We start from the raw sequence: 19,856 nt of genomic DNA, 5'->3' as shown, positions 1-19,856 counted from the left end.
GGTGGCCACGCGCTGGCCACGACTGCAACTGCTGGCACGCCCGCGCAGGCCTGAAGCACTGCCGCAGCGCCTGGACCGCCATCGCATCTACGTGCTGCCCACCCGCTTCGGCCTGTTCGTCGCCACGCTGCTGGCGGCAATGCTGCTGGGCGCACTGAACTACAACAACAACCCGGCGTTGCTGCTGGCCCTGCTGCTGGCGGCAGCGGCGATCGCCAGCGCCATCGCCGCGCACCTGCAGCTGTCGGGCGTGCAGATCGATGCGATCTCCGCCGAACCGGCTCCGGCCGGACAACCGCTGCGCCTGCGCGTGGACCTGTCACTGCACGATCCGCGCGCACGCCACGGCCTGCACCTGCTGCTGGGTAACAGCGAAGCCTGGATGTCACTGCCTGCGCACGGCCGTGGCGAAGTGGAGCTGCAGGTCACCACCGAACGCCGCGGCTGGCTGGAACTGCCACGCATCCGCCTGTCCACCACCCAGCCACTGGGCCTGGTCCGGGCATGGTCGTGGGTGTGGCCGGAACAAACGCTGCTGGTCTATCCGCAACCCGAAGCGCTGGCGCCTGCACTGCCGGAAAGCGGCAACGATCCGCTGCATACCCGCGCCCATGCCAGTGGCGAGGAACTGCATCAGCTGCGGCCCTATCGTGCGGGCGATGCACCACGCAGCATTTCATGGAAGCACTCGGCACGCCGCGACAGCCTGCTGGTGCGCGAGTACGAAAAGCCAGTCGGCATCGAAGTCATCCTCGACTGGCGCAGGCTGTCTCCGCTGGGCCATGAAGCACGCATCGCGCGTTTGGCACGATGGGTCGACATGGCCGAGCGCGAAGGCCGCCGCTACACCCTGCTGCTGCCTGCACATCCACCGTTCGGGCCCGGGCAGGGCGCCAGTCACCACCACCTGTGCCTGCGCGCACTGGCATTGATGCCGCATGACTGAAACCACGCCCGCCCTCGACCGCAATGCCCGCAACTGGACCCTGGCCAGCGCGGCACTGGCGCTGTTGCCGTTGCTGCTGCAGCTGCCGCCCCTGCTGGCCGGCGTGATCGCGGCCGCGGCGCTCGTGACTGCGGCCCTGTCGTGGCGGAAGGTACTGCCCATGCCGGTGCGCCTGCTGCTGGTGCTGGCCATGCTCGGTGCCATCGTCTGGCAGATGGGGATGGTTCGACCCGGGCGCGATACAGGTTGCGCCCTGCTGGCAGCGATGCTGGCGATCAAGTCCAGCGAACTGCGCAGCCGGCGCGATGCCCGCAGCCTGCTCGGCTTCGCGCTGTTTTCCCCGTTTGCGGCATTCCTGCTCGACCAGGGGCCACTGACCACCGTGTTGGCCGCATTGGCGGGGATCAGCGCGTTGCTCGCCCTGCAGCGCCTGGCCGGGGATGAAGGCCACGCCGGCCACCTGCCACTGCGAGGGCAGCTGCGCGGCGTTGGCCGCCTGCTGGCGATCGGCCTGCCACTGGCATTGGCCTGCTTCTGGCTGTTCCCGCGGTTGGCGACCCCGCTATGGGGCGTTCCCGAGCGCGCGGTCGGCACGCCGGGGCTGTCCGACAGCATGGAACCCGGCCAGTGGCTGGACCTGATGGCCGACGACGCCCCGGCGCTGCGCGTGCAGTTCTTCGGTGCGGTGCCCGAGCCGATGCAACGCTACTGGCGAGGGCCGGTACTGACCGCCTTCGATGGCCGGCGCTGGACACGTGACCGCGCCAGCGAGCGACGACCGGCGGCCGTGGTCGAGGCCGGCACGCAGGACTGGGACTACCAGATCGACTACGAGCCCACCGACCGGCGCCAGCTGGTGGCACTGGACCTGCCCAGCCGCGCCCCAGCAGGCAGCACGCTGGATGCTGACATGAGCCTGAGCAGCGAGCGGCCACTGGCGTCGCTGAGCCGCTGGCGACTGCATTCGGCGCCACCTCAACGCTTCGACAGCACGCTGTCGCCCTATCTGCGACGGGCCGCGCTGCAGTTGCCCAGCGGCTTCAACCCGCGCACCGCCACACTGGCGCAGCAATGGCGGCAGGATGCCGGCGGTGATGACGAAGCCATCGTCCGCCGCGCGCTGCAATGGATCACCACCGATTTCTCCTACACGCTGCAGACGCCACCGGCGGGACGCGATCCGGTCGACGAGTTCCTGTTCGGCTACAAGGCCGGCTTCTGCGAACACTTCAGTTCCGCCTTCGTGGTACTCATGCGCAACGCCGGCATTCCGGCGCGGGTGGTGACCGGCTTTGCTGGTGGCACCTACAACCGCCTTGGCGACTACTGGATCGTGCGGCGGATGGACGCCCACGCCTGGGCCGAGGTATGGCTGCCGCAGCGCGGCTGGGTACGGGTCGACCCTACCGCCGCAGTGGCACCGGAACGCATCCTCGATACCCTCGACGACCGCCTGCAGGCAGGTACCGACAGCCCGCTGCGGCAACGCTGGCAGCAGCTGGGGCAGATGGGCGACTGGCTGCGCCGCGGCTGGAACGACCTGGTGCTCTCCTTCGATGCGCGCCGCCAGCAGCAGCTGCTCAAGCCGTTCGGACTGGATGATCTCGGCCCCACGCAACTTGTCGCTGGCTTCGTGGTGGCAACGGTGCTGGCCCTGGCGTGGATGGTCTGGCTGCTGGCCCGGGGCGAGCGCGAACGTGACCCGCTGCTGCGTGCCTGGCGCGGGCTGGGCCGGCGCTATGCCCGCCTCGGGCTGGGCCGGCAACCCCACGAAACCGCGCAGGACTGGGCACGGCGGGTCCATGCCCAACGTCCCGATCCCGCCCTGCTCGCACTCAGCCAGCGTTTCGCCGACGCGCGTTACGCTGGAACTTGCACCGACCTCGCTTCATTATTGCGGGACCTGCGCAGGCATCGCCCGACTTCCGGAGCCTCCCCATGAACACCAAGTTCCTCCTCACCGCTGTGGCCACGCTGGCCCTGTCGGCCTGCGCCACGGCCCCAAAGCCGCTGCAGGGACAGTTCAGCCTGGTCTCCCCGCGCGACTCGGTCGCCACCCAGCAGGTCGGCACGCCGGTCCGTTGGGGCGGTCGCATCATCGAAACCAAGCCCGGCCAGGGCGAGACCTGCTTCCAGATGATCTCGCGCCCGCTCAACGCCAGCGGCCGCCCGAACACCACCTCGTCCGACGCCAGCGACGGCCGCTTCATCGCCTGCCGCGCCGGCTTCTACGACCCGGCCGTGTTTGAAGCAGGCCGTGACGTGACCTTCATCGGCAAGATCGATGGCTACCAGAACACCCGCATCGGGGACTACGACTACCGCCTGCCGAAGCTGTCGGCCGATGTGATCTACCTGTGGCCGGAACAGCGCCAGGTCGACGTGGTGCCCTACCCCTATGGTCCGTGGGGCCCAGGTCCGTATGGCCCGTACTGGGGCGGTTACGGCCGTTGGGGTTGGTGGTGATCGCCAACCGGCACGCGTGACGGAAAAGGCCGCCCTCGGGCGGCCTTTTTCATCCACGCATGGCGTGGATCTACAGCGGGGTACCCGTGGTACTCCTGCGTGGATAGGGGCTTCAACGCCCCGGCGTACCGAAATGCCCCAGCTGTGCACCCGCCAGCAGGTGCATGTGGATGTGGAACACGGTCTGCCCGGCATCTTCACGGCAGTTCATCACGATGCGGTAGCCGTCCTGTGCGAACCCTTCGCGGCGCGCGTACTCGGCAGCGGCCAGCGCCAGCTTGCCGATCAGGTGTGCCTGCGAGGGCTGCAGGTCATCCAGGGTCGGAATGATCTCGTTCTTCGGAATGAACAGCACATGCACCGGCGCCTGCGGTGCGATGTCCTTGAAGCCCAGCACCTCGTCATCCTCGTAGACGATGGTGGCCGGGATCTCGCGACGGATGATCTTGCTGAAGAGGGTTTCAGTGCTCATGTTCGGCCTCGGCGGAAATGTCATCCGCATTGTAGGCCGGCCGCGCCGGCGGATGCCCGGCCGGCGTTCAATCGCGGAATTCGCTGCGCGTTCCGAACGCGTGCGAGAGCGTGCCGCGATCGACGTATTCGAGTTCACCGCCCAGTGGCAGGCCCTGCGCCAGGCGGCTCGGCTGCACCTTGCGCGCGCGCGCCAACTGCGCCAGATAGTGCGCGGTGGCCTCGCCCTCGACGGTGGCACTGGTGGCGATGATCAGTTCCTGCACCTCGCCTCCGGCCAGGCGCTGCTCCAGCTGTTCCAGGCCCAGTTCGCGCGGGCCGATGCCATCGAGCGGCGACAGACGGCCCTGCAGCACGAAGTAGACGCCGCGGAAACCGGTGGCGTTCTCGATGGCCAGGCGATCGGCGGGCGATTCGACCACGCACAGCTGGCTGCGCTCGCGGCTGCTGTTGGCGCAGGTCGGGCACAACTCGGATTCGCTGAAATCGCGGCACTGTGCGCAGTGGCCAATGCGCTCCACCGCCAATGCCAGTGTCTCGGCCAGACGCTGGCCACCTTCGCGCTCGCGTTCGAGCAGGTGGTAGGCCATGCGCTGCGCGGTCTTCTGGCCGACGCCAGGCAGCACCCGCAACGCGTCGATCAATTGTTCAAGCAGGGGTGCAGACACGGCGGCATGCTTTCATGGCGTCGATCAAGCTCGACGGCTACAGGTTCCGTGGCACCCGCTTGCACGGGTGCCACGCCGAAAATCAGAACGGCAGCTTCATGCCCGGCGGAAGCTGCATACCGGCGGTGGCCGAACCCATCTTCGACTTCGACTCGGCATCGATCTTGTTCGAGGCGTCGTTGAAGGCGGCGGCGATCAGGTCTTCCAGCATCTCCGGGTCGCTGGCCAGCGACGGGTCGATGCGCACCTTGCGGCATTCCTTGGCGCCGGTCAGGGTCACGCTGACCATGCCGCCACCGGCGCTGCCGGTCACTTCGATCTTGGCAATTTCTTCCTGGGCCTTCTGCAGGTTTTCCTGCATCTTCTGGGCCTGCTGCATCAGTTGGGCGATGTTTCCGCGCATGGTGTCTTACTCGTCAAAAGAACGGATGGAATCGGAAACAACCCGGGCGCCGTGCTGTTGGATCAGCACCTGCACTTCCGGGTCGTCCATGAAAACGGCCTCTGCTTCCTGCTGCCGTTCGCCACGCTGGCGGTCGGCGCGCTGGTGCAGGGTCTCGGCCGGAACGTGTTCGGTTTCCACGGTCTCGACCACGATCTTCGGCGCCTGGCCCAGGGCCTTCTCCAGCATCTCGCCCAGGGCGGCCAGCGCGCGCTCCGAGCGCAGGTATTCAAATCCGGGCGAAAGCCCCAGTTTCAAGGTCCCGTGCTGGCAGCTGATGAACGCGGCATTGGCGGCCAACTGCCGCGATGGGCCGCTGAGACCGCTGTTGGCGACCAGATCCAGCCAGTCCTCGGCCGTGGCCAGCTCGCTGACGCCGTCCTGCGGCGCGGTATCACGCGCCGGGACCGGTTCGGCGGGTGCAATGGCAATGCCATCGGCGCGGAACGGGCGCTCGGGCGGGGCAGGTTCGCTGGGGGCCGCGGCGGGAGCCGGCGGCTCGTGCCAGGGCGCGACCATGGCCGCCTCCGGGCCGGCCATCTCGGCCGCCAGTGCTGCGTCACGAGACTCGGCTTCGTCGGTGGCCCACGGCGGCAGATCGTCGCTCGTTTCTGCTTCAGCGGCCGGCGGCGGCACCTCTGCTTCGGCCTTTACCGGCGGCGGCGACACGGGCTCTTCCACCGGAACCGGCTCGGGTTCCGGCGTCGGGTCCGGCTCGGGCTGCGGGGCCGGCTCAGGCTCGGGGTCAGGTTCGCGCGGCGCAGCCTCGGACGGCGCGGCCGCCTGCGTCGCCGGGGCCGGGGCCGCCTGAGCGGCGGCAGCGGCCGGCGCCGCTTCGTGGTTGCCGGCACCGCTGCCTCCACCGGCAACGTTGCCGCCTGCTGCACCTTCAACCGACTTCGGCACCGGCGGTACCGCGGCAGCCGGACGGAATGCCAGCATCCGCAGCACGGCCATCTCGAAGCCCGCGCGCGGGCTCGGCGCCAGCGGCAGGTCGCGGCGGCCATTCAAGGCCATCTGGTACCAGAGCTGCACCACTTCCGGGCGCAGGCGCTCGGCGAATGCGGTGGCATCCAGGCCTTCGGCAACGGCCGCACCCGGTACCAGCTGCTGCACCTGGATGCGGTGCAGGCCTTCGGCCAGCGCTTCCAGCACACCACTCCAGTCCGGTGAGAATTCAGCCAGCGCGGCCACCACCTGCAGCAGGCGCGGGCCATCGCCCTCGGCCAGTGCATCCAGCATCGCGGCCACTTGGGTGCGGTCGACGGTGCCCAGCATCGTGCGCACCACGTCCTCGCGCAGTGCGCCGCCGGCATAGGCAATCGCCTGGTCCAGCAGCGACAGGCCGTCACGCAGGCTGCCATCAGCGGCCTTGGCCAGCTGCACGATGGCGCTGCCGTCGGCCTCGATCTCTTCTGCCGCCAGGATGCGGGTCATCTGGCCCTGGATCTGGTCCTCGTCCAGGCGCTTGAGGTTGAACTGCAGGCAGCGGCTGAGCACGGTGACCGGCAGCTTCTGCGGGTCGGTGGTGGCCAGCAGGAACTTCACGTGCTCCGGCGGCTCTTCCAGCGTCTTCAGCAGCGCGTTGAACGCCGCTTTGGACAGCATGTGCACTTCGTCGATCAGGTAGACCTTGTACTTGCCACGCGAGGGCATGTACTGCGCGTTCTCGATCACCTCGCGCACGTCGTCCACGCCGGTGTTGGACGCGGCGTCGATTTCCAGCAGGTCGATGTAGCGGCCGGCGTCGATGTCCAGGCAGGCCGCGCACTGGCCGCAGGGATCGGCACTGGTGCCCTGCTCGCAGTTCAGCGACTTGGCGAAGATGCGCGCGATGGTGGTCTTGCCCACGCCGCGGGTGCCGGTGAACAGGAACGCATGGTGGACCCGGCCGCTGTCCAGCGCATTGCTGAGCGCACGGACCACGTGTTCCTGGCCCACCAGCTCGGCAAAACGCTTCGGACGCCACTTGCGGGCAAGGACGAGATAGGACATCAGGCCACCGTTTTCCATCGGATGTTCCATTGTGCCATGCCTGTCCAGCCCCCTCGCCTCCGGCACGCCCTTCGCAGGTTCCTGGCCGGGGTGCTTGTGAAGTGCCGCGCAGCCCGCTAGAATCTGCGCCCCTGCTGAGGCGTTTGCCGATGGCAGGGATCCGGAGAGGTGTCCGAGTGGTTGAAGGAGCACGCCTGGAAAGTGTGTAAGCGTCTAAACCGCGCTTCGGGGGTTCGAATCCCCCTCTCTCCGCCAGATAAATGAAGAAGCCGCCCACCGGGCGGCTTTTTTATTTGGCTGGCGGGAAGCGCGGTAGGTACTACCGAACTGAACAGGCCCTGCCGCCAGGGGCAGGTCCAACGATCCGCCCGCCGACAGCGCGCGATCCGCTGCGAGTCACCTGCGCCGGAGCAGTCCCCGCACGCAGACGCCGACGAACGCCAGCCCCAGCAGCATCCACACGACCGTCATTCCCCACAGCGCACCGAACGCATCCAGGACCGGCTCCAGGCGCGGTTGCGCCGGATCGTACAGCACGCGTACCGGCTGTCCAGGCTCATAGCCGAAGATCATGCCGCCCTGCGGGTAAGAGACGCGTTGGCCGGTCGCGGCGGTGAACGCAACCTGCGGATGCGATCCGCCCGCGTTCAGTCGCTCGACCTGGCCATCGACGGCCTGCGCGATCTGCAGGAACTCAAGGCGATGCGTCACTTCGAAGGCGGCCACGGCAAGGATCAGCAGCCCCGCCGCGCCAAACAGCAGACCGCGCATGACCTGGGCAGTCCGGGAAAGAGAAGGGGCGGGCATCGCTGGGCAGCTCCGTTGCAGGCAGGAAGACGAATGGGGCCGGCGGATCCTGCCGCGCGGTCAGTCCCACGTGTCGAAAGCATAGCCCAGAAGCCGCCGCGCCCCGCTGCACGCCATCGCGGCCGCATGCCTCGCCACTGACGCACCCGCCTGGTGCAGGCGCCTGTGTTCCGCACAGTCATTCGAGGTGGGCGAAATCATCCGTGAGAAGATCGACTCCGCTCCATGTACCTTGGAGCACTTCGGCGCCCCCCTGCGGCCTCGTCGTGCAATACCCCCTTGAGAAGGACAGCGTCTGGACGGCTGAAATGCGCCCGGGCAACGCCAAGGCATTTTCCATGAACCTCCGCCTCTACCGTCCCGCCGATGCCAGCGCCTGCCTGTCGATTTTCGACAGCAACGTGCCCACCTACTTCGCGCCCGAAGAGCGCAGCGACTTTGAGCGCTTCCTGCAAGAACAGGCCATGGACTGTGCATTCCAGGTCATCGAGCGCGACGGCAGCATCGTGGCCTGCGGCGGCCTGTCGCGACGCGGCGACGGCAGTGCCGGTTTCTGCTGGGGCATGGTACAGCGCGCGCTGCACCGGCATGGACTGGGCCGGGAACTGGCGGTGGCACGACTGCAGCAGGCCGGACGTGATGCCTCGATTGCGCGCATCACGCTCAGCACCAGCCAGCACACCCAGGGGTTCTACGCCGGCCTCGGTTTCCAGGTGACACGGGTGGTACCCGATGGCCACGGCGCCGGGATTGACGCCGTGGAGATGGAGCGGAGGGTGTAGCCCTCCGCCCCGGCCCGGATCCACGCCGCGCGTGGATCCGGTGCTGCCCTGCTCCCCTCAGAAGCCCACGCGCAGGTTGATCTGCCCGCCAACATCGCGGCGGCCATCGCCGTGCTGGCCCTGCATGAACATCGACAGCTGGCTGTTGCGGCCCAGCCCAACCGCCACGCCCACCTGGCTGACCAGGGCATTGCGTGCCATCACCGCGCTGTAGACATCGAACGCGTTGCCACCGACGGCGAAGCGGTTGCGGCTGGCCACATCGGTATCACCCGATGCGTGCTGCCAACCCAGGCCCACCGTCAGCTGCGCCGGGAAACGCTCGCCGCTGCCCACGTCCCAACGGCCGCGCACGCCCACGGTGCTGACATTGAGCGTGTCCTTGCCACCTTCCAGTACCAGCGCGGCCGTACCGCCCTGCTCCACCGCACGATCGCTGTCGACCCAGTGCTTGGTGAACTGCACATACGGCTGCAGTTGGGTCTTGCCATGGGTCCAGGTCCAGCTGCCCTCCACCTGCGCGATGGTCACATCCGAATCCTGGCGGCTGTACAGGGTCTGCCCCAACAGCGGCACCTCGCGCGTGGTGCGCGTGCGGTAATCACCGCGCGACACGCTGCCACCGACCGCAAAGCCGTTGTTCCACTGGCCCTGTGCGTACAGGCCGAACGTGTTGCCGCGCAGGCGGGCCCGCGAGCTGCGATCGTACAGGCACGTATCCAGCCGCTCGTTGCCCGCGGCCGCACCCAGCACCACATGTTCGCCCAGCTGCCAGTCCACACCCGCCATCAGTGCATTGCGGTTGGAGCGGATGTCGCCGCCGTTGCCATCGCCATCCTGCTTGAACACCTTGCCGCTGCCGGCCAGCCAGGCCGAGGCACGCTCGCCACGCACGGTCGGCAGTTCGCTGCCGAGACGCTGGCGGATGCCCTCTTCCAGATAGTTGTCGTACAGCAACACCGCACGGCTGGCCGCATGCACCTCACCGGACAGCTGGTCGAACGCCGCGCGTGCGGTGCCCGCGTCGTACGTCAGCACCGTGTTGTACAGGCCCAGTGCTGCGCCACTCTGCGGCAGGCTGTCCAGCGCTGCAGCGGTGTTGTACTGGTTGCGCGTCTTCGCCGCCGTGGTGAATGCCGCGGTCTGCGCCACATCAATCTGCAGATTGGCCGTGTTCGCGGTATAGACCGGGGTGATGGTCAGGAAGGCCGACGGCGAGGTCGCCGAAGCGAACTGCCCGCTGACGCCACCACCCGCGTTGATCACGGTGTACTGCTGGCCCTGCTGGTAGCTGGTGTTCGGCGAGATGGTATTCACCTTTACGATGCTGCCACCCACGTTGGCGCTGCCGCCCACCTGTACCGTATCGCTGCCGGTGGCACCGAGATCGATGCCCAGCGTGCTGCCCGGCGACAGGGTCAGGTTGCCGCCCACCGTGATCGTGCCGGTGCCATTGCCCGCGCCGCTGCCGTTGCCCGGGCCGTTGCCCGGCGACAGCACGCCGCCGCTGGACACCGTTACGCCGCCACCGGTACCACCGATGGTGCCAGTGCCGGACAGCGTGGTACCGCTGCCGATGGTCCACTGGCCACCGATGTTGCCGGTGACATTCAGGCCACCGCCGGTGACCTGGCCGGTGCCGCTGAAGCCGCCGCTGTTGCCGCCCAGGTTCAGGCCGCCCGGCCCTGCCTGCACAATGCTGCCACCACCGCTGATGGTGCCGCCCAGCGTGGTGGTGCCGCCGGTGTTGATGACCAGGCCACCGTTGTTGGTGATGTTGCCGGTGATCGAGCCGCTGGCGCCGCCATTGCCGACCTGCACGGTACCGCCGGCATTGATGGTGGTGCCGCCGGTGTAGGTGTTGTTGCCGGTCAGGGTGACGGTGCCGGTGCCGGCCTGGGTCAGGCCACCACTGCCACTGATGGTGCCGCCCACCGTGGTATTGCCACCGACGTTGAACACCAGGCTGCCGTTGTTGCTGACGTTGCCGGCGATCGCACCGCTGGCGCCGCCAGTGCCAAGCTGCAACGTGCCGCCGGTGTTGATGGTGGTACCCCCGGTATAGGTGTTGTTGCCGCCCAGGATCAACGTGCCGCTGCCGGCCTGGGTCAGGCCACCGCTGCCGCTGATGGCGCCGCCGACGGTGGTGTTGCCGGCCACGTTGAACTCCAGGCTGCCGTTGTTGGTGACGTTGCCACCGATCGCGCCGGTCGCACCGCCGTTGCCGACCTGCAGCGTGCCGCCTGCGTTGATCGTGGTCGGCCCGGTGTAGGTGTTGTTGCCGGTCACGGTGAGCGTGCCGCTGCCAGCCTGGGTCAGGCCGCCGCTGCCGCTGATGGTTCCCCCCAGCGTGGTGTTGCCGGCCACGTTGGAGACCAGCGTGCCGTTGTTGGTGATGTCGCCGACGATCGAACCGGTCGCGCCACCGTTGCCCAGCTGCAGCGTACCGCCGGTGTTGATGGTGGTGCCGCCGCTGTAGGTGTTGGTGCCGGTCAGCACCAGCGTACCGCTGCCAGCCTGGGTCAGGCCACCGCTGCCGCTGATGGTGCCGCCCAGCAGAGTATTGCCCGCAACGTTGGAGATCAGCGCGCCATTGTTGATGATGTCGCCGGCGAGGGAGCCGGTCGCGCCGCCATTGCCGATCTGCAGTGTGCCGCCGGCGTTGATGGTCGTGCCACCGGTGTAGGTGTTGTTGCCGACCAGGGTCAGCACGCCAGCGCCGGCCTGGGTCAGCGCGCCCGTGCCACTGATCGCACCGCCGACCGTGGTATTGCCGGACACATCGAACACCAGGCTGCCGTTGTTGGCGACATTGCCGGTGATCGCACCGGTCGCACCGCCATTGCCCACCTGCAGCGTGCCACCGCTGTTGATGGTGGTGCCGCCGGTATAGGTGTTGTTGCCGGTCAGGGTCAGCGTACCGGCGCCGGCCTGGGTCAGGCCGCCGCTGCCGCTGATGGTGCCGCCCAGCGTGGTGTTGCCGGCCACGTTGGAGACCAGCGCACCATTGTTGGTGATGTCACCGACGATCGCACCGGTCGCGCCACCGTTGCCGACCTGCAGCGTGCCGCCAGCGTTGATGGTGGTACCGCCGGTGTAGGTGTTGTTGCCGGTCAGCACCAGCGTGCCGCTGCCGGCCTGGGTCAGGCCACCGCTGCCGCTGATCACGGCGCCCACGGTTGCCGTGGTGCCGAGGTTGTAGACCAGGCTGCCGTTGTTGGTGATGTCGCCCAGCACCGAACCGGTGCTGCCGCCGCTGCCGATCTGCAGCGTGCTGCCGCCGTTGATGGTGGTGCCACCGGTATAGGTGTTGTCGCCGCTCAGGGTCAGCGTACCGGTACCGCTCTGCACCAGGCCGCCGGTACCACCGAGGACGCCGGCGAAGGTGGTGCTGGCGTTGTTGCCGCCGGTGGTCAGCGTTGCACCGCCCAGCGCCACCGTGCTGCCGGCGACACCGGCCAGGCCGCCGATGCTCTGGTTGCCACCGGCACTGATGTCCAGCGTGCTGGTGCCGGCCAGGTTCACCGTGCTGGCGCCAGACAGGCTGCCGCCCGCGCCCACCCCCAGCGTGCCGCTGTTGATGGTGGTGGTGCCGGTGTAGCTGCTGGCGCCGCCGAGGGTAACCGTCGCCGCGCCATCCTTCAGCAGGCCGCCGGCACCGCTGATCGGGCCATTCAAGGTCAACGCGTTGCTGCCGGCCAGGGTCAGCGTACCGCCGGCCAGCTGCACGCTGTTGGCCAAGGTCAGCGCGCTGGTGCCGTCCAGGCTGGCATTGCCGCCCACGGTCAGCGCGCCGGTTCCCAGTGCATTGTTGTTGCCCAGGGCGAGGCCGCCGGCGTTGAGTGCCACGCCGCCGCTGAAGGTATTGTTGCCGCTCAGGGTCTGTATGCCTGCGCCGTTCTTCACCAGGCCACCGGTGCCGGTGATGTCACCGGCGAACGTGCTGTTACCCACGCCATTGAGCGTCAGCGTGCTGCCGCCCAGCGCCACTGCCGAACCCGCCACGCCGGCCAGCGAGCCGATGGCCTGCGCGCCGCCCGCACTGATGTCGAAGGCGGTACCGGCGTTGGCCAGGTTCACCGCACCGGTCGCAGCCAGGCTGCCACCGGCGCCGATCGCCAGCGTGCCGGCGTTGATGGTGGTACCACCGGTGAAGGTGTTGGTGCCGGTCAAGGTCTGGGTACCCGATCCTTCCTTGATCAGGCCACCGGAGCCCGCCACCGAACCACTGAACGTGCCATTGGTGGCGTCTCCGATCGTCAGCGTGTTGGCACCCAGGTTCACCGTACCGTTGCCGATCAGGGTGCCGAACTGCTGCGTGCCGCTACCCGCCGACAGATCGAAGGTCGCCCCCGAGGCCAGGTTGACGATGCCGCTGGCGTGCAGGCTCGCGCCCGCGCCCAGTGCCAACGTACCGGCGTTGATGTTGGTGCCGCCGGTGTAGGTGTTGGTGCCGTTCAAGGTCAGCGTGGCTGCCCCCTCCTTGGTCAGACTGCCGGTGCCGCTCAGGCTGCCATTAAGGGTGAGGTTGTTGCTGCCCAGCACGGTCAACGCGTTGTTGAGGACGAAGGTGTTGGCAAGGATGGCCGCAGTATTCGAATCGAGCGTAGCAGCGCCTCCGACCGTCACCGTACCGGTGCCCAGCGCAGCATCGTTGCCGACCACCAGGCCACCGGCGTTGAGCGCCACGCCGCCGCTGAAGGTGTTGACGCCATTGAGCGTCTGCACGCCCGCGCCGTTCTTGACCAGGCCACCACTGCCGCCGATCACACCGTTGAAGGTGCTGTCCACCGTGCCGCCCAGGGTCAGCGTGCTGCCGCCCAGCGCCACCGTGCTGCCGGCCACGCCGGCCAGCGAACCGATGGCCTGGTTGCCCGCGGAGATGTCGAGCGTACCGGTACCGGCCAGGTTCACCGCGCCGGTTGCGGCGAGGCTGCCACCGGCACCGATCGCCAGCGTGCCGCTGTTGATGGTGGTACCACCGGTGTAGGTGTTGGCACCGCTCAGGGTTACCGTGGCCGCACCGTCCTTGATCAACCCACCTGTACCCGAGATCACACCGCCCAGTGCCAGCGACTGGCTGCCGAGCAGATCAAGATTGGCACCCGCTGCCAGGCTGATGTTGTTGGCCAGGCTGGCACCGGTCGATGCGTCCAGCGTTGCGTTGCTTCCGACCGTCAACGCACCGCTGCCGAGCGCAGCGTTGTTGCCAACCACCAGGCCACCGCCGTTGAGTGCAACGCCACCGCTGAAGAGATTGGCGCCGCCCAGCGTGAGAATCCCGGCGCCATTCTTGACCAGGCCACCGGTGCCGGAAATCGCGCCATCGAAGAGGCTGTTGCCAACGCCACCGAGTGTCAGCGTCTGTGCCCCCAGGCTCACCGTCGAGCCCGCCACGCCATTCAACGCCCCGATGGTCTGGCTGGCCCCTGCGGTGGAGATATCAAAGCCGGTGCCTGCGGCGCTCAGCGTGACCGCACCGGTGGCGGCCAGGCTGCCGCCCGGACCAATCGCCAGCGTGCCGGCATTGATGAAGGTCCCGCCGGTGTAGGTATTGGCACCGGTCAGCGTCTCGATGCCCGCACCGACCTTGGTCAGGCCCCCCGTGCCTGCGATCGAGCCACTGAAGGTGCCATTGGTGGCGCCGCCGACCTCGATCGAGTTGGCACCGAGGTTCACCGTACCGTTGCCGACCAGCGTGCCGAACTGCTGCGTGCCACTGCCGGCAGACAGATCCAGCGTGGCGCCGGTGGCGAGGTTCACGGTACCGCTCGCCGCCAGGCTGGCACCGGCCCCCAGCGCCAGCGTGCCGGCGTTGATGTTGGTGCCACCGGTGTAGGTGTTGATGCCATTCAAGGTCAGCGTCGCGCTGCCATTCTTGGTGAGGCTGCCGGCCCCGGATAGGACGCCGTTGAGCGTCAGTGCATTGGTCCCGAGCACGGTCAGCCCGGCGTTGAGCGCGATGTTGTTGGTCAGCGCTGCCAGGCCGGTGGTATCCAGCGTGGCGGCACCACCAACGGTCAGTACGCCGCTGCCCAGCGCCGCGTCATTGCCAAGCACCAGTCCGCCCGCGTTGAGCGTCACGCCGCCGCCAAAGGTGTTGGCCGCGGACAGCGTCTGTACGCCCGTGCCTACCTTGATCAGCCCGCCGCTGCCACTGATCACGCCGTCGAACGCGGCGTTGCCGGCCGTACCGAAGGTCAACGAATTGCCGCCCAGCGCCAGCGTGCTTCCGCCAGCACCGTTGAGCGCGCCGATGGTCTGGCTGCTGCCGGCACCGGAGATATCGAAGCCAGCGCCTGCTCCCAACGTGACATCGCCCGCTGCGGCAAGGCTGCCGCCCGTGCCCAGCGCCAGCGTGCCGGCGTTGATGGTGGTACCACCGCTGTAGGTGCTGGCCCCTGCCAGCGTCAGCGTGGCGGTGCCGTTCTTGATCAGGCTGCCATTGCCGGCCACGATGCCGCCCAGGGTCAGCGCGTTGCTTCCCGGCAGGGTCAGTGCCACGCCCGATCCCAGGTTCACGGCGTTGCCCAGCGTCACCGCAGCGCCGGCATCCAGCGTGGTGCTGCCGGACACATTCAACGCACCGGTGCCCAGCGCGCCGCTGGCGCCGACCACCAGGCCGCCACCATTCAAGGTCAGGCCGCCGCCAAAGGTGTTGCTGTTGTTGAGCGTCAGCAGGCCAGCACCGTTCTTGACCAGGCTGCCGTTGCCGCTCAGCACGCCGCCCAGGGTGAGGTCACTGCCGCCGCCTAGAGTCAGCTGCGTGCCGGCGCCGAAGTTCACCGCGTTGGCAAGGTTCAGTGCCACCGTGTTGTCGAGGCTGACGGTGCCACCCACACCGAGCGCGCCGGTCCCCAGCGCACCGGCGTTGCCCAGCACCAGCCCACCGCCATTGAGCGCCAGGCCACCGCTGAAGGTGTTGGCACCGGACAGCGTCTGGATGCCAGTACCGGTTTTGACCAGGCCGCCAGTGCCGCTGATCACGCCATCAAAGCTGGCGTTGGCATTGCTGCCGAAGGTCAGCGAATTGCCGCCCAGCGTCAGCGCGGTTCCGGCCACGCCGTTCAACGCAGCGATGGTCTGGTTGCCGCCGGCCGCGGAAATGTCGAAGCCCGCGCCGGCATTGCCGAGCGTCACATCGCCGCCCGCCGCCAGGCTGCCACCGGCCCCCAGCGCCAGCGTGCCGTTGTTGATGGTGGTGCCGCCGGCATAGAGGTTGGCACCGCTCAGGGTCAACCGTGCCGCACCGTCCTTGATCAATCCACCGGCGCCGAACACCGGCCCACCCAGCGTCAGGTCGTTGCTGCCCAGCACGGTCAGATTGGCACCTGCGGCCAGGCCGATGCTGTTGCCCAGGTTCAGTGCGGCGCTGGCATCCAGCGACGCGTTGCCACCCACATCCAGTGCGCCGGTGCCCAGTGCGCCGGCATTGCCCAGCCGCAGCACACCGGCATTGAGGCCGACACCACCGGAGAAGGTGTTGGAGCCATTCAAGGTCAGCGTCGAAGCGCCGTTCTTGACCAGTTCGCCGGTTCCGGCGATGACACCGCCCAGCGTTACATTCTCCGTGCCAAGCAGGTTCAGTACCGTGCCTCCGCCCAGATTCACCGCATTGCCCAGGCTGAGCGCGACACTGCTGTCCAGCGTCGCGCTTGCGCCGACATTCAGTGCGCCCGTGCCGAGTGCACCGGCATTGCCCAGCAGCAGGCCACCACCGTTGAGCGTCAGCCCACCATTGAAGGTATTTGCGCCGTTGAGGGTCAACAAGCTGGCACCGTTCTTCACCAGGCCACCTGCGCCGGAAACCGCGCCGCCCAGGGTGATGGCCTGTGTGCCCGGCAGCGTCAGCAGCGCACCACCACCGAGCGCGACATCATTGGCCAGGCTCAGGGGGGCACTGCCGTCCAGCGAAACACTCCCGCCGACGCTGAGCGCTCCGGTACCCAGCGCACCGTTGTTGCCCAGCAGCAGACTTCCGGCGTTTGCGCTCAGTCCACCACTGAAGGTGTTGGTGCCGTTCAAGGTCAACGTCGACGCACCGTTCTTGACCAGGCTGCCGGTGCCGGTGATGTTGCCGGCCAGGGTCAGGTTCTGGCTGCCCGGCAGGGTCAATGCCGCGCCAAGGTTGATCGCATTGCCCAGGTTCAGCGCAGCAGTGGCGTCCAGCGAACCGTTGCCACTTACGGTCAGCGCACCGCTTCCCAGCGCACCGGCGTTGCCCAGCACCAGGCCACCGGCGGCAAGATTTACCCCACCGCTGAAGGTGTTGGCGCTGGTCAGCGTCTGCACGCCGGTGCCCTGCTTGATCAGGCCACCGGTGCCGCCGATCACGCCGGCGAAGGTCTGGTTGGTGGCATCACCGAAGGTGAGCGTGCTGCTGCCCAACGTCACCGTGCTGCCGGCGATGCCGGACAGTGCACCGATGGTCTGGTTGCCCCCCAGCGAGATGTCCAGGTCAGCGCCCACGCCGGCCAGGCTGACCGCACCGCCGGCAGCCAGGCTGCCGCCGCTGCCCACCGCGACCTTGCCGGCATTGATGGCCAGGCCGCCGGTGAAGGTGTTCGCACCACCCAGCGTCAGCGTGGCAGCGCCGTTCTTGACCAGGCTGCCGGTCCCGCCAATGACACCCCCCAGCGTCAGCGCGTTCGAGCCCAGCACATTGAGCGAACCGCCGGCGCCCAGTGTGATGCCATTGCCCACGGTGAGCCCGGTGCTGGCGTCGAGCGATACCGCGCCGCCGACGTTCAGTGCGCCGGCTCCCAGTGCACCGCCATTGCCCAGCACCAGACTGCCGGCGTTGAGCGCCAGACCGCCGCCGAACGTATTGGCGCCGTTGAGCGTCAGGGTTGCCGCGCCATTCTTGATCAGGCCGCCAGCGCCACCGATCACGCCGTTGAAGGTGAGCGCCTGGTTGCCCAGCAGATTCAGGCTGGCGCCGGCACCGAGGTTGACGGCATTGGTCAACGCCAACCCGGTCGTGCCATCCAGCGTGGCATTGCCGCCGACGGACAGCGTGCCGCTGCCCAACGCTGCCACGTTGCCCAGCAACAAGCCGCCGGCGTTGAGCGCAACACCGCCGCTGAGGTTGTTTACGCCGGACAGGGTCTGCACACCGATGCCCTGCTTGATCAGGCCACCCGTGCCGGCGCCGAACGTGCCGCTGTAACTGGTGTCGCCCAGCCCGCCCAAGGTCAGAGTGTGGCTGCCCAGATTGACCGTGCCGCCGAGGCCGGCCAACGAGCCGATGGTCTGGTTGGCCGCTGCCGTCAGGTCCAGCGTGGTGCCAACGCCCAGCGTCATCGCACCCGTGGGCGACAGGCTGCCGCCCGCGCCGAGCGCGAGCGAGCCCCCGGCAAGGCTGAAGTTACCGGTCAGCAAGTTGGCACCATTCAAGGTCAACGTGCCCGCGCCGTTCTTGGTCACGTTGCCGGCACCGGAGATCGAACCGTTCAATGACAGCGCATTGCTGCCCAGCAGGTTCAGCGAGCCCCCGCCATTGATCACCAGATTGTTGCCCAGGGTGAAGCCCGCCGTCGTATCCAACGAAGCGCTGCCACCCACGGTCAGGTTGCCGCTGCCCAGTGCACCGGCATTCCCCAGTACCAGGCCGCCGGCATTGAGGTTGACGCCGCCGGAGAACAGGTTTGCGCCGCCGAGAGTAACGATGCCGGTGTTGTTGACCGTCAGCCCGCCAGTACCGGACAGCACGCCACCCAGGCTGAACGCATTGGTCCCCGCGAGTGACAGATTGCCACCAAGGCTGAAAGCGTTGGCCAGATTCAGACCGGCCGTGGAGGAGGCGATGGCACCCCCGTTGGCGGTGAACAGCCCTGTGCCGAAGGAACCGGCATTATTGAAATTGACCAGACCATCATTGAGCGTGGTCGTGCCTGCACCAGCCCACGCACCCTGCAGGTTCCAGGTACCGCTGTTGACGGTGAGCCTCTGGAAGTTGATGTACTGGTTCCAGCCCAGCGTGGTCACCACCCCACCGGTACCGCTGCCCGGGCCGGTGGCGCTGTTCTGCAGCACCAGGCTGTTGTTGGACGCCGAACCACCGTCGACGATGCCGGCCGCGGCCAGATTCACCGCAAGCGCGCCGACCTGCCCGGCCACGCCGATACCGGCGGTATTGACGCTGGAACCAGACACGGCGGTGAAGGTGTTGCCGGTGACCGAACTGCCCAGGTTCACACTGCCGTTGATGGTTCCTGCGTTGAGGAAGGTATTGCCGGCCCCCGCCGTGGCCGAACCCTGGAACCCTATGCGGCCGGTAATGGTGCCGGTGTTGTCGAGAGTGGTCTGCGCACCACCGTAGCTGACGATCGATGCCGCATCGGCCGTGGTCAACAGGCCTGCACCAAAGATCGACATGTCCACATTACCGGCGTTGACGATGTTGCTGACACCGCCGGAAGCATTCTGCACCACCAGCGCCTGTCCGCCGAAACCGAAGATGGAGCCGATGTTGACCAGGCCTTTGATCGCCCCGCCTGCCTGATTGTTGACGCTGATGGTGTTTCCACCGACGGTGTTGTTGCCCAGCACCATGCCCGACGCCGCCAGGCTCAGGCCACCGTTGATCGTGGGATCGACCGTGCCCTGGTTGTTCACGGTGATGCCATTACCACTCAAATTCACTGCACTTCCGCCAACGACCGGCAGCACGCTGAGCGCGGCGCCGGTCTGGATATCCAGCGTCACGCCATTGATGCTGTTGGCCAGAGAATTGGTATTGGAGCCGGTGGCGCAGGTCACCGTCGTACCTGCGGTAGTGCAGGCCGCGAATGCCGATCCACTGGCCAGCGTGGCTGCCAGTGCTACCGCCAGCTGGTGCGTCCGCAATCGCGGTGGCCGTGCCGAGCGTACCGCACTTCCGCCGGGATTCTGGGCGACCTCCGAAGCAACCTGCATTACGCCGAGGGCGCGATTGAAAACCAGACGGTAAATGCGGTTCATCGGTAAATCTCCATGAAAAGACCGGATGGCACAGCTGGCAGGTTTTTTGGAGACAATGCGGCCCACCTCGGCTCCCGATACGGAAACAAGGCTTGAAGGCATTAACTCCTGAAAATCTTCACATCTTCACGCGATCACACCCGGTGACAGGTACGAAAGCATGTCCATCAAGGCGAAAACTCCCCGGTTTCGCCCGACGAATGGCGGCACTGTGCGACCGTCGGTGCCAGCGGCATGTGAATCACGCCCTCCATTTTCATGACGTACGTCAAATAAAACGGGCGGACAAAATGGTTTTGCCGAAAATGCATATATCT

At 67.5% G+C, this 19,856-nt stretch carries 10 protein-coding genes and 1 tRNA gene; 5 read left to right on the top strand and 6 right to left on the bottom strand.

Going from position 1 to position 19,856, the window contains the following annotated elements; translation table 11 throughout:
• The first annotated feature begins 1 nt into the window (after window position 1).
• The 3 genes from AASM09_RS04930 to AASM09_RS04920 are packed head-to-tail and all read left to right on the top strand — an operon-like array spanning window position 2 to window position 3,412.
• Window positions 2–946: a DUF58 domain-containing protein gene (locus tag AASM09_RS04930; RefSeq protein WP_049430198.1), complete on the top strand. Its 945-nt coding sequence runs from the start codon at window positions 2–4 to the stop codon at window positions 944–946.
• Complete coding sequence (locus AASM09_RS04925) at window positions 939–2,888, top strand: transglutaminase TgpA family protein (protein ID WP_049430200.1); 1,950 nt, start codon at window positions 939–941, stop codon at window positions 2,886–2,888. The genes AASM09_RS04930 and AASM09_RS04925 overlap by 8 nt, the downstream gene beginning before the upstream one ends.
• Complete coding sequence (locus tag AASM09_RS04920) at window positions 2,885–3,412, top strand: Slp family lipoprotein (RefSeq protein ID WP_008265847.1); 528 nt, start codon at window positions 2,885–2,887, stop codon at window positions 3,410–3,412. Before AASM09_RS04925 ends, AASM09_RS04920 begins: the two co-directional genes overlap by 4 nt.
• Window positions 3,413–3,524: 112 nt before the next feature.
• Here the strand turns inward: AASM09_RS04920 and AASM09_RS04915 are convergent, their stop codons facing one another.
• From AASM09_RS04915 to dnaX, 4 genes are all read right to left on the bottom strand, one after another.
• Entirely contained in the window at window positions 3,525–3,884 is a 360-nt protein-coding gene (locus AASM09_RS04915; RefSeq protein WP_049430202.1) for a histidine triad nucleotide-binding protein, read from the bottom strand.
• Between the two features lie 67 nt (window positions 3,885–3,951).
• Entirely contained in the window at window positions 3,952–4,551 is a 600-nt protein-coding gene (gene recR, locus AASM09_RS04910) for a recombination mediator RecR (protein ID WP_049430204.1), read from the bottom strand.
• An 82-nt stretch (window positions 4,552–4,633) separates the two neighbouring features.
• Entirely contained in the window at window positions 4,634–4,954 is a 321-nt protein-coding gene (locus AASM09_RS04905; protein ID WP_004154630.1) for a YbaB/EbfC family nucleoid-associated protein, read from the bottom strand.
• Window positions 4,955–4,960: 6 nt separating this feature from the next.
• The gene (gene dnaX / locus AASM09_RS04900) at window positions 4,961–7,006 is read right to left on the bottom strand and encodes a DNA polymerase III subunit gamma/tau (protein WP_049430206.1); all 2,046 of its coding nucleotides are present in this window, start codon (window positions 7,004–7,006) and stop codon (window positions 4,961–4,963) included.
• A gap of 144 nt (window positions 7,007–7,150) precedes the next feature.
• Here dnaX and AASM09_RS04895 point away from each other — a divergent pair.
• Window positions 7,151–7,243: transfer RNA gene (locus AASM09_RS04895), tRNA-Ser, on the top strand.
• 141 nt (window positions 7,244–7,384) lie between these two features.
• On the opposite strand, the gene AASM09_RS04890 is transcribed toward AASM09_RS04895, so the two are convergent.
• Window positions 7,385–7,759: a DUF3592 domain-containing protein gene (locus AASM09_RS04890; protein WP_049430207.1), complete on the bottom strand. Its 375-nt coding sequence runs from the start codon at window positions 7,757–7,759 to the stop codon at window positions 7,385–7,387.
• Window positions 7,760–8,133: 374 nt separating this feature from the next.
• On the opposite strand from AASM09_RS04890, the gene AASM09_RS04885 reads away from it, so the two are divergent.
• Entirely contained in the window at window positions 8,134–8,577 is a 444-nt protein-coding gene (locus tag AASM09_RS04885; RefSeq protein ID WP_049430239.1) for a GNAT family N-acetyltransferase, read from the top strand.
• Between the two features lie 57 nt (window positions 8,578–8,634).
• On the opposite strand, the gene AASM09_RS04880 is transcribed toward AASM09_RS04885, so the two are convergent.
• On the bottom strand, window positions 8,635–19,539 hold the full coding sequence (locus AASM09_RS04880) for an autotransporter-associated beta strand repeat-containing protein (RefSeq protein WP_049430209.1): 10,905 nt from the start codon (window positions 19,537–19,539) through the stop codon (window positions 8,635–8,637).
• Between the last annotated feature and the right edge of the window lie 317 nt (window positions 19,540–19,856).

Origin of the sequence: Stenotrophomonas maltophilia, assembly GCF_039555535.1 — a bacterium.
Taxonomy (GTDB): Bacteria; Pseudomonadota; Gammaproteobacteria; order Xanthomonadales; family Xanthomonadaceae; genus Stenotrophomonas; species Stenotrophomonas maltophilia_Q.
Note: the sequence above shows the minus strand (reverse complement) of the source record. Positions and strands in the feature narration are given on the sequence as shown.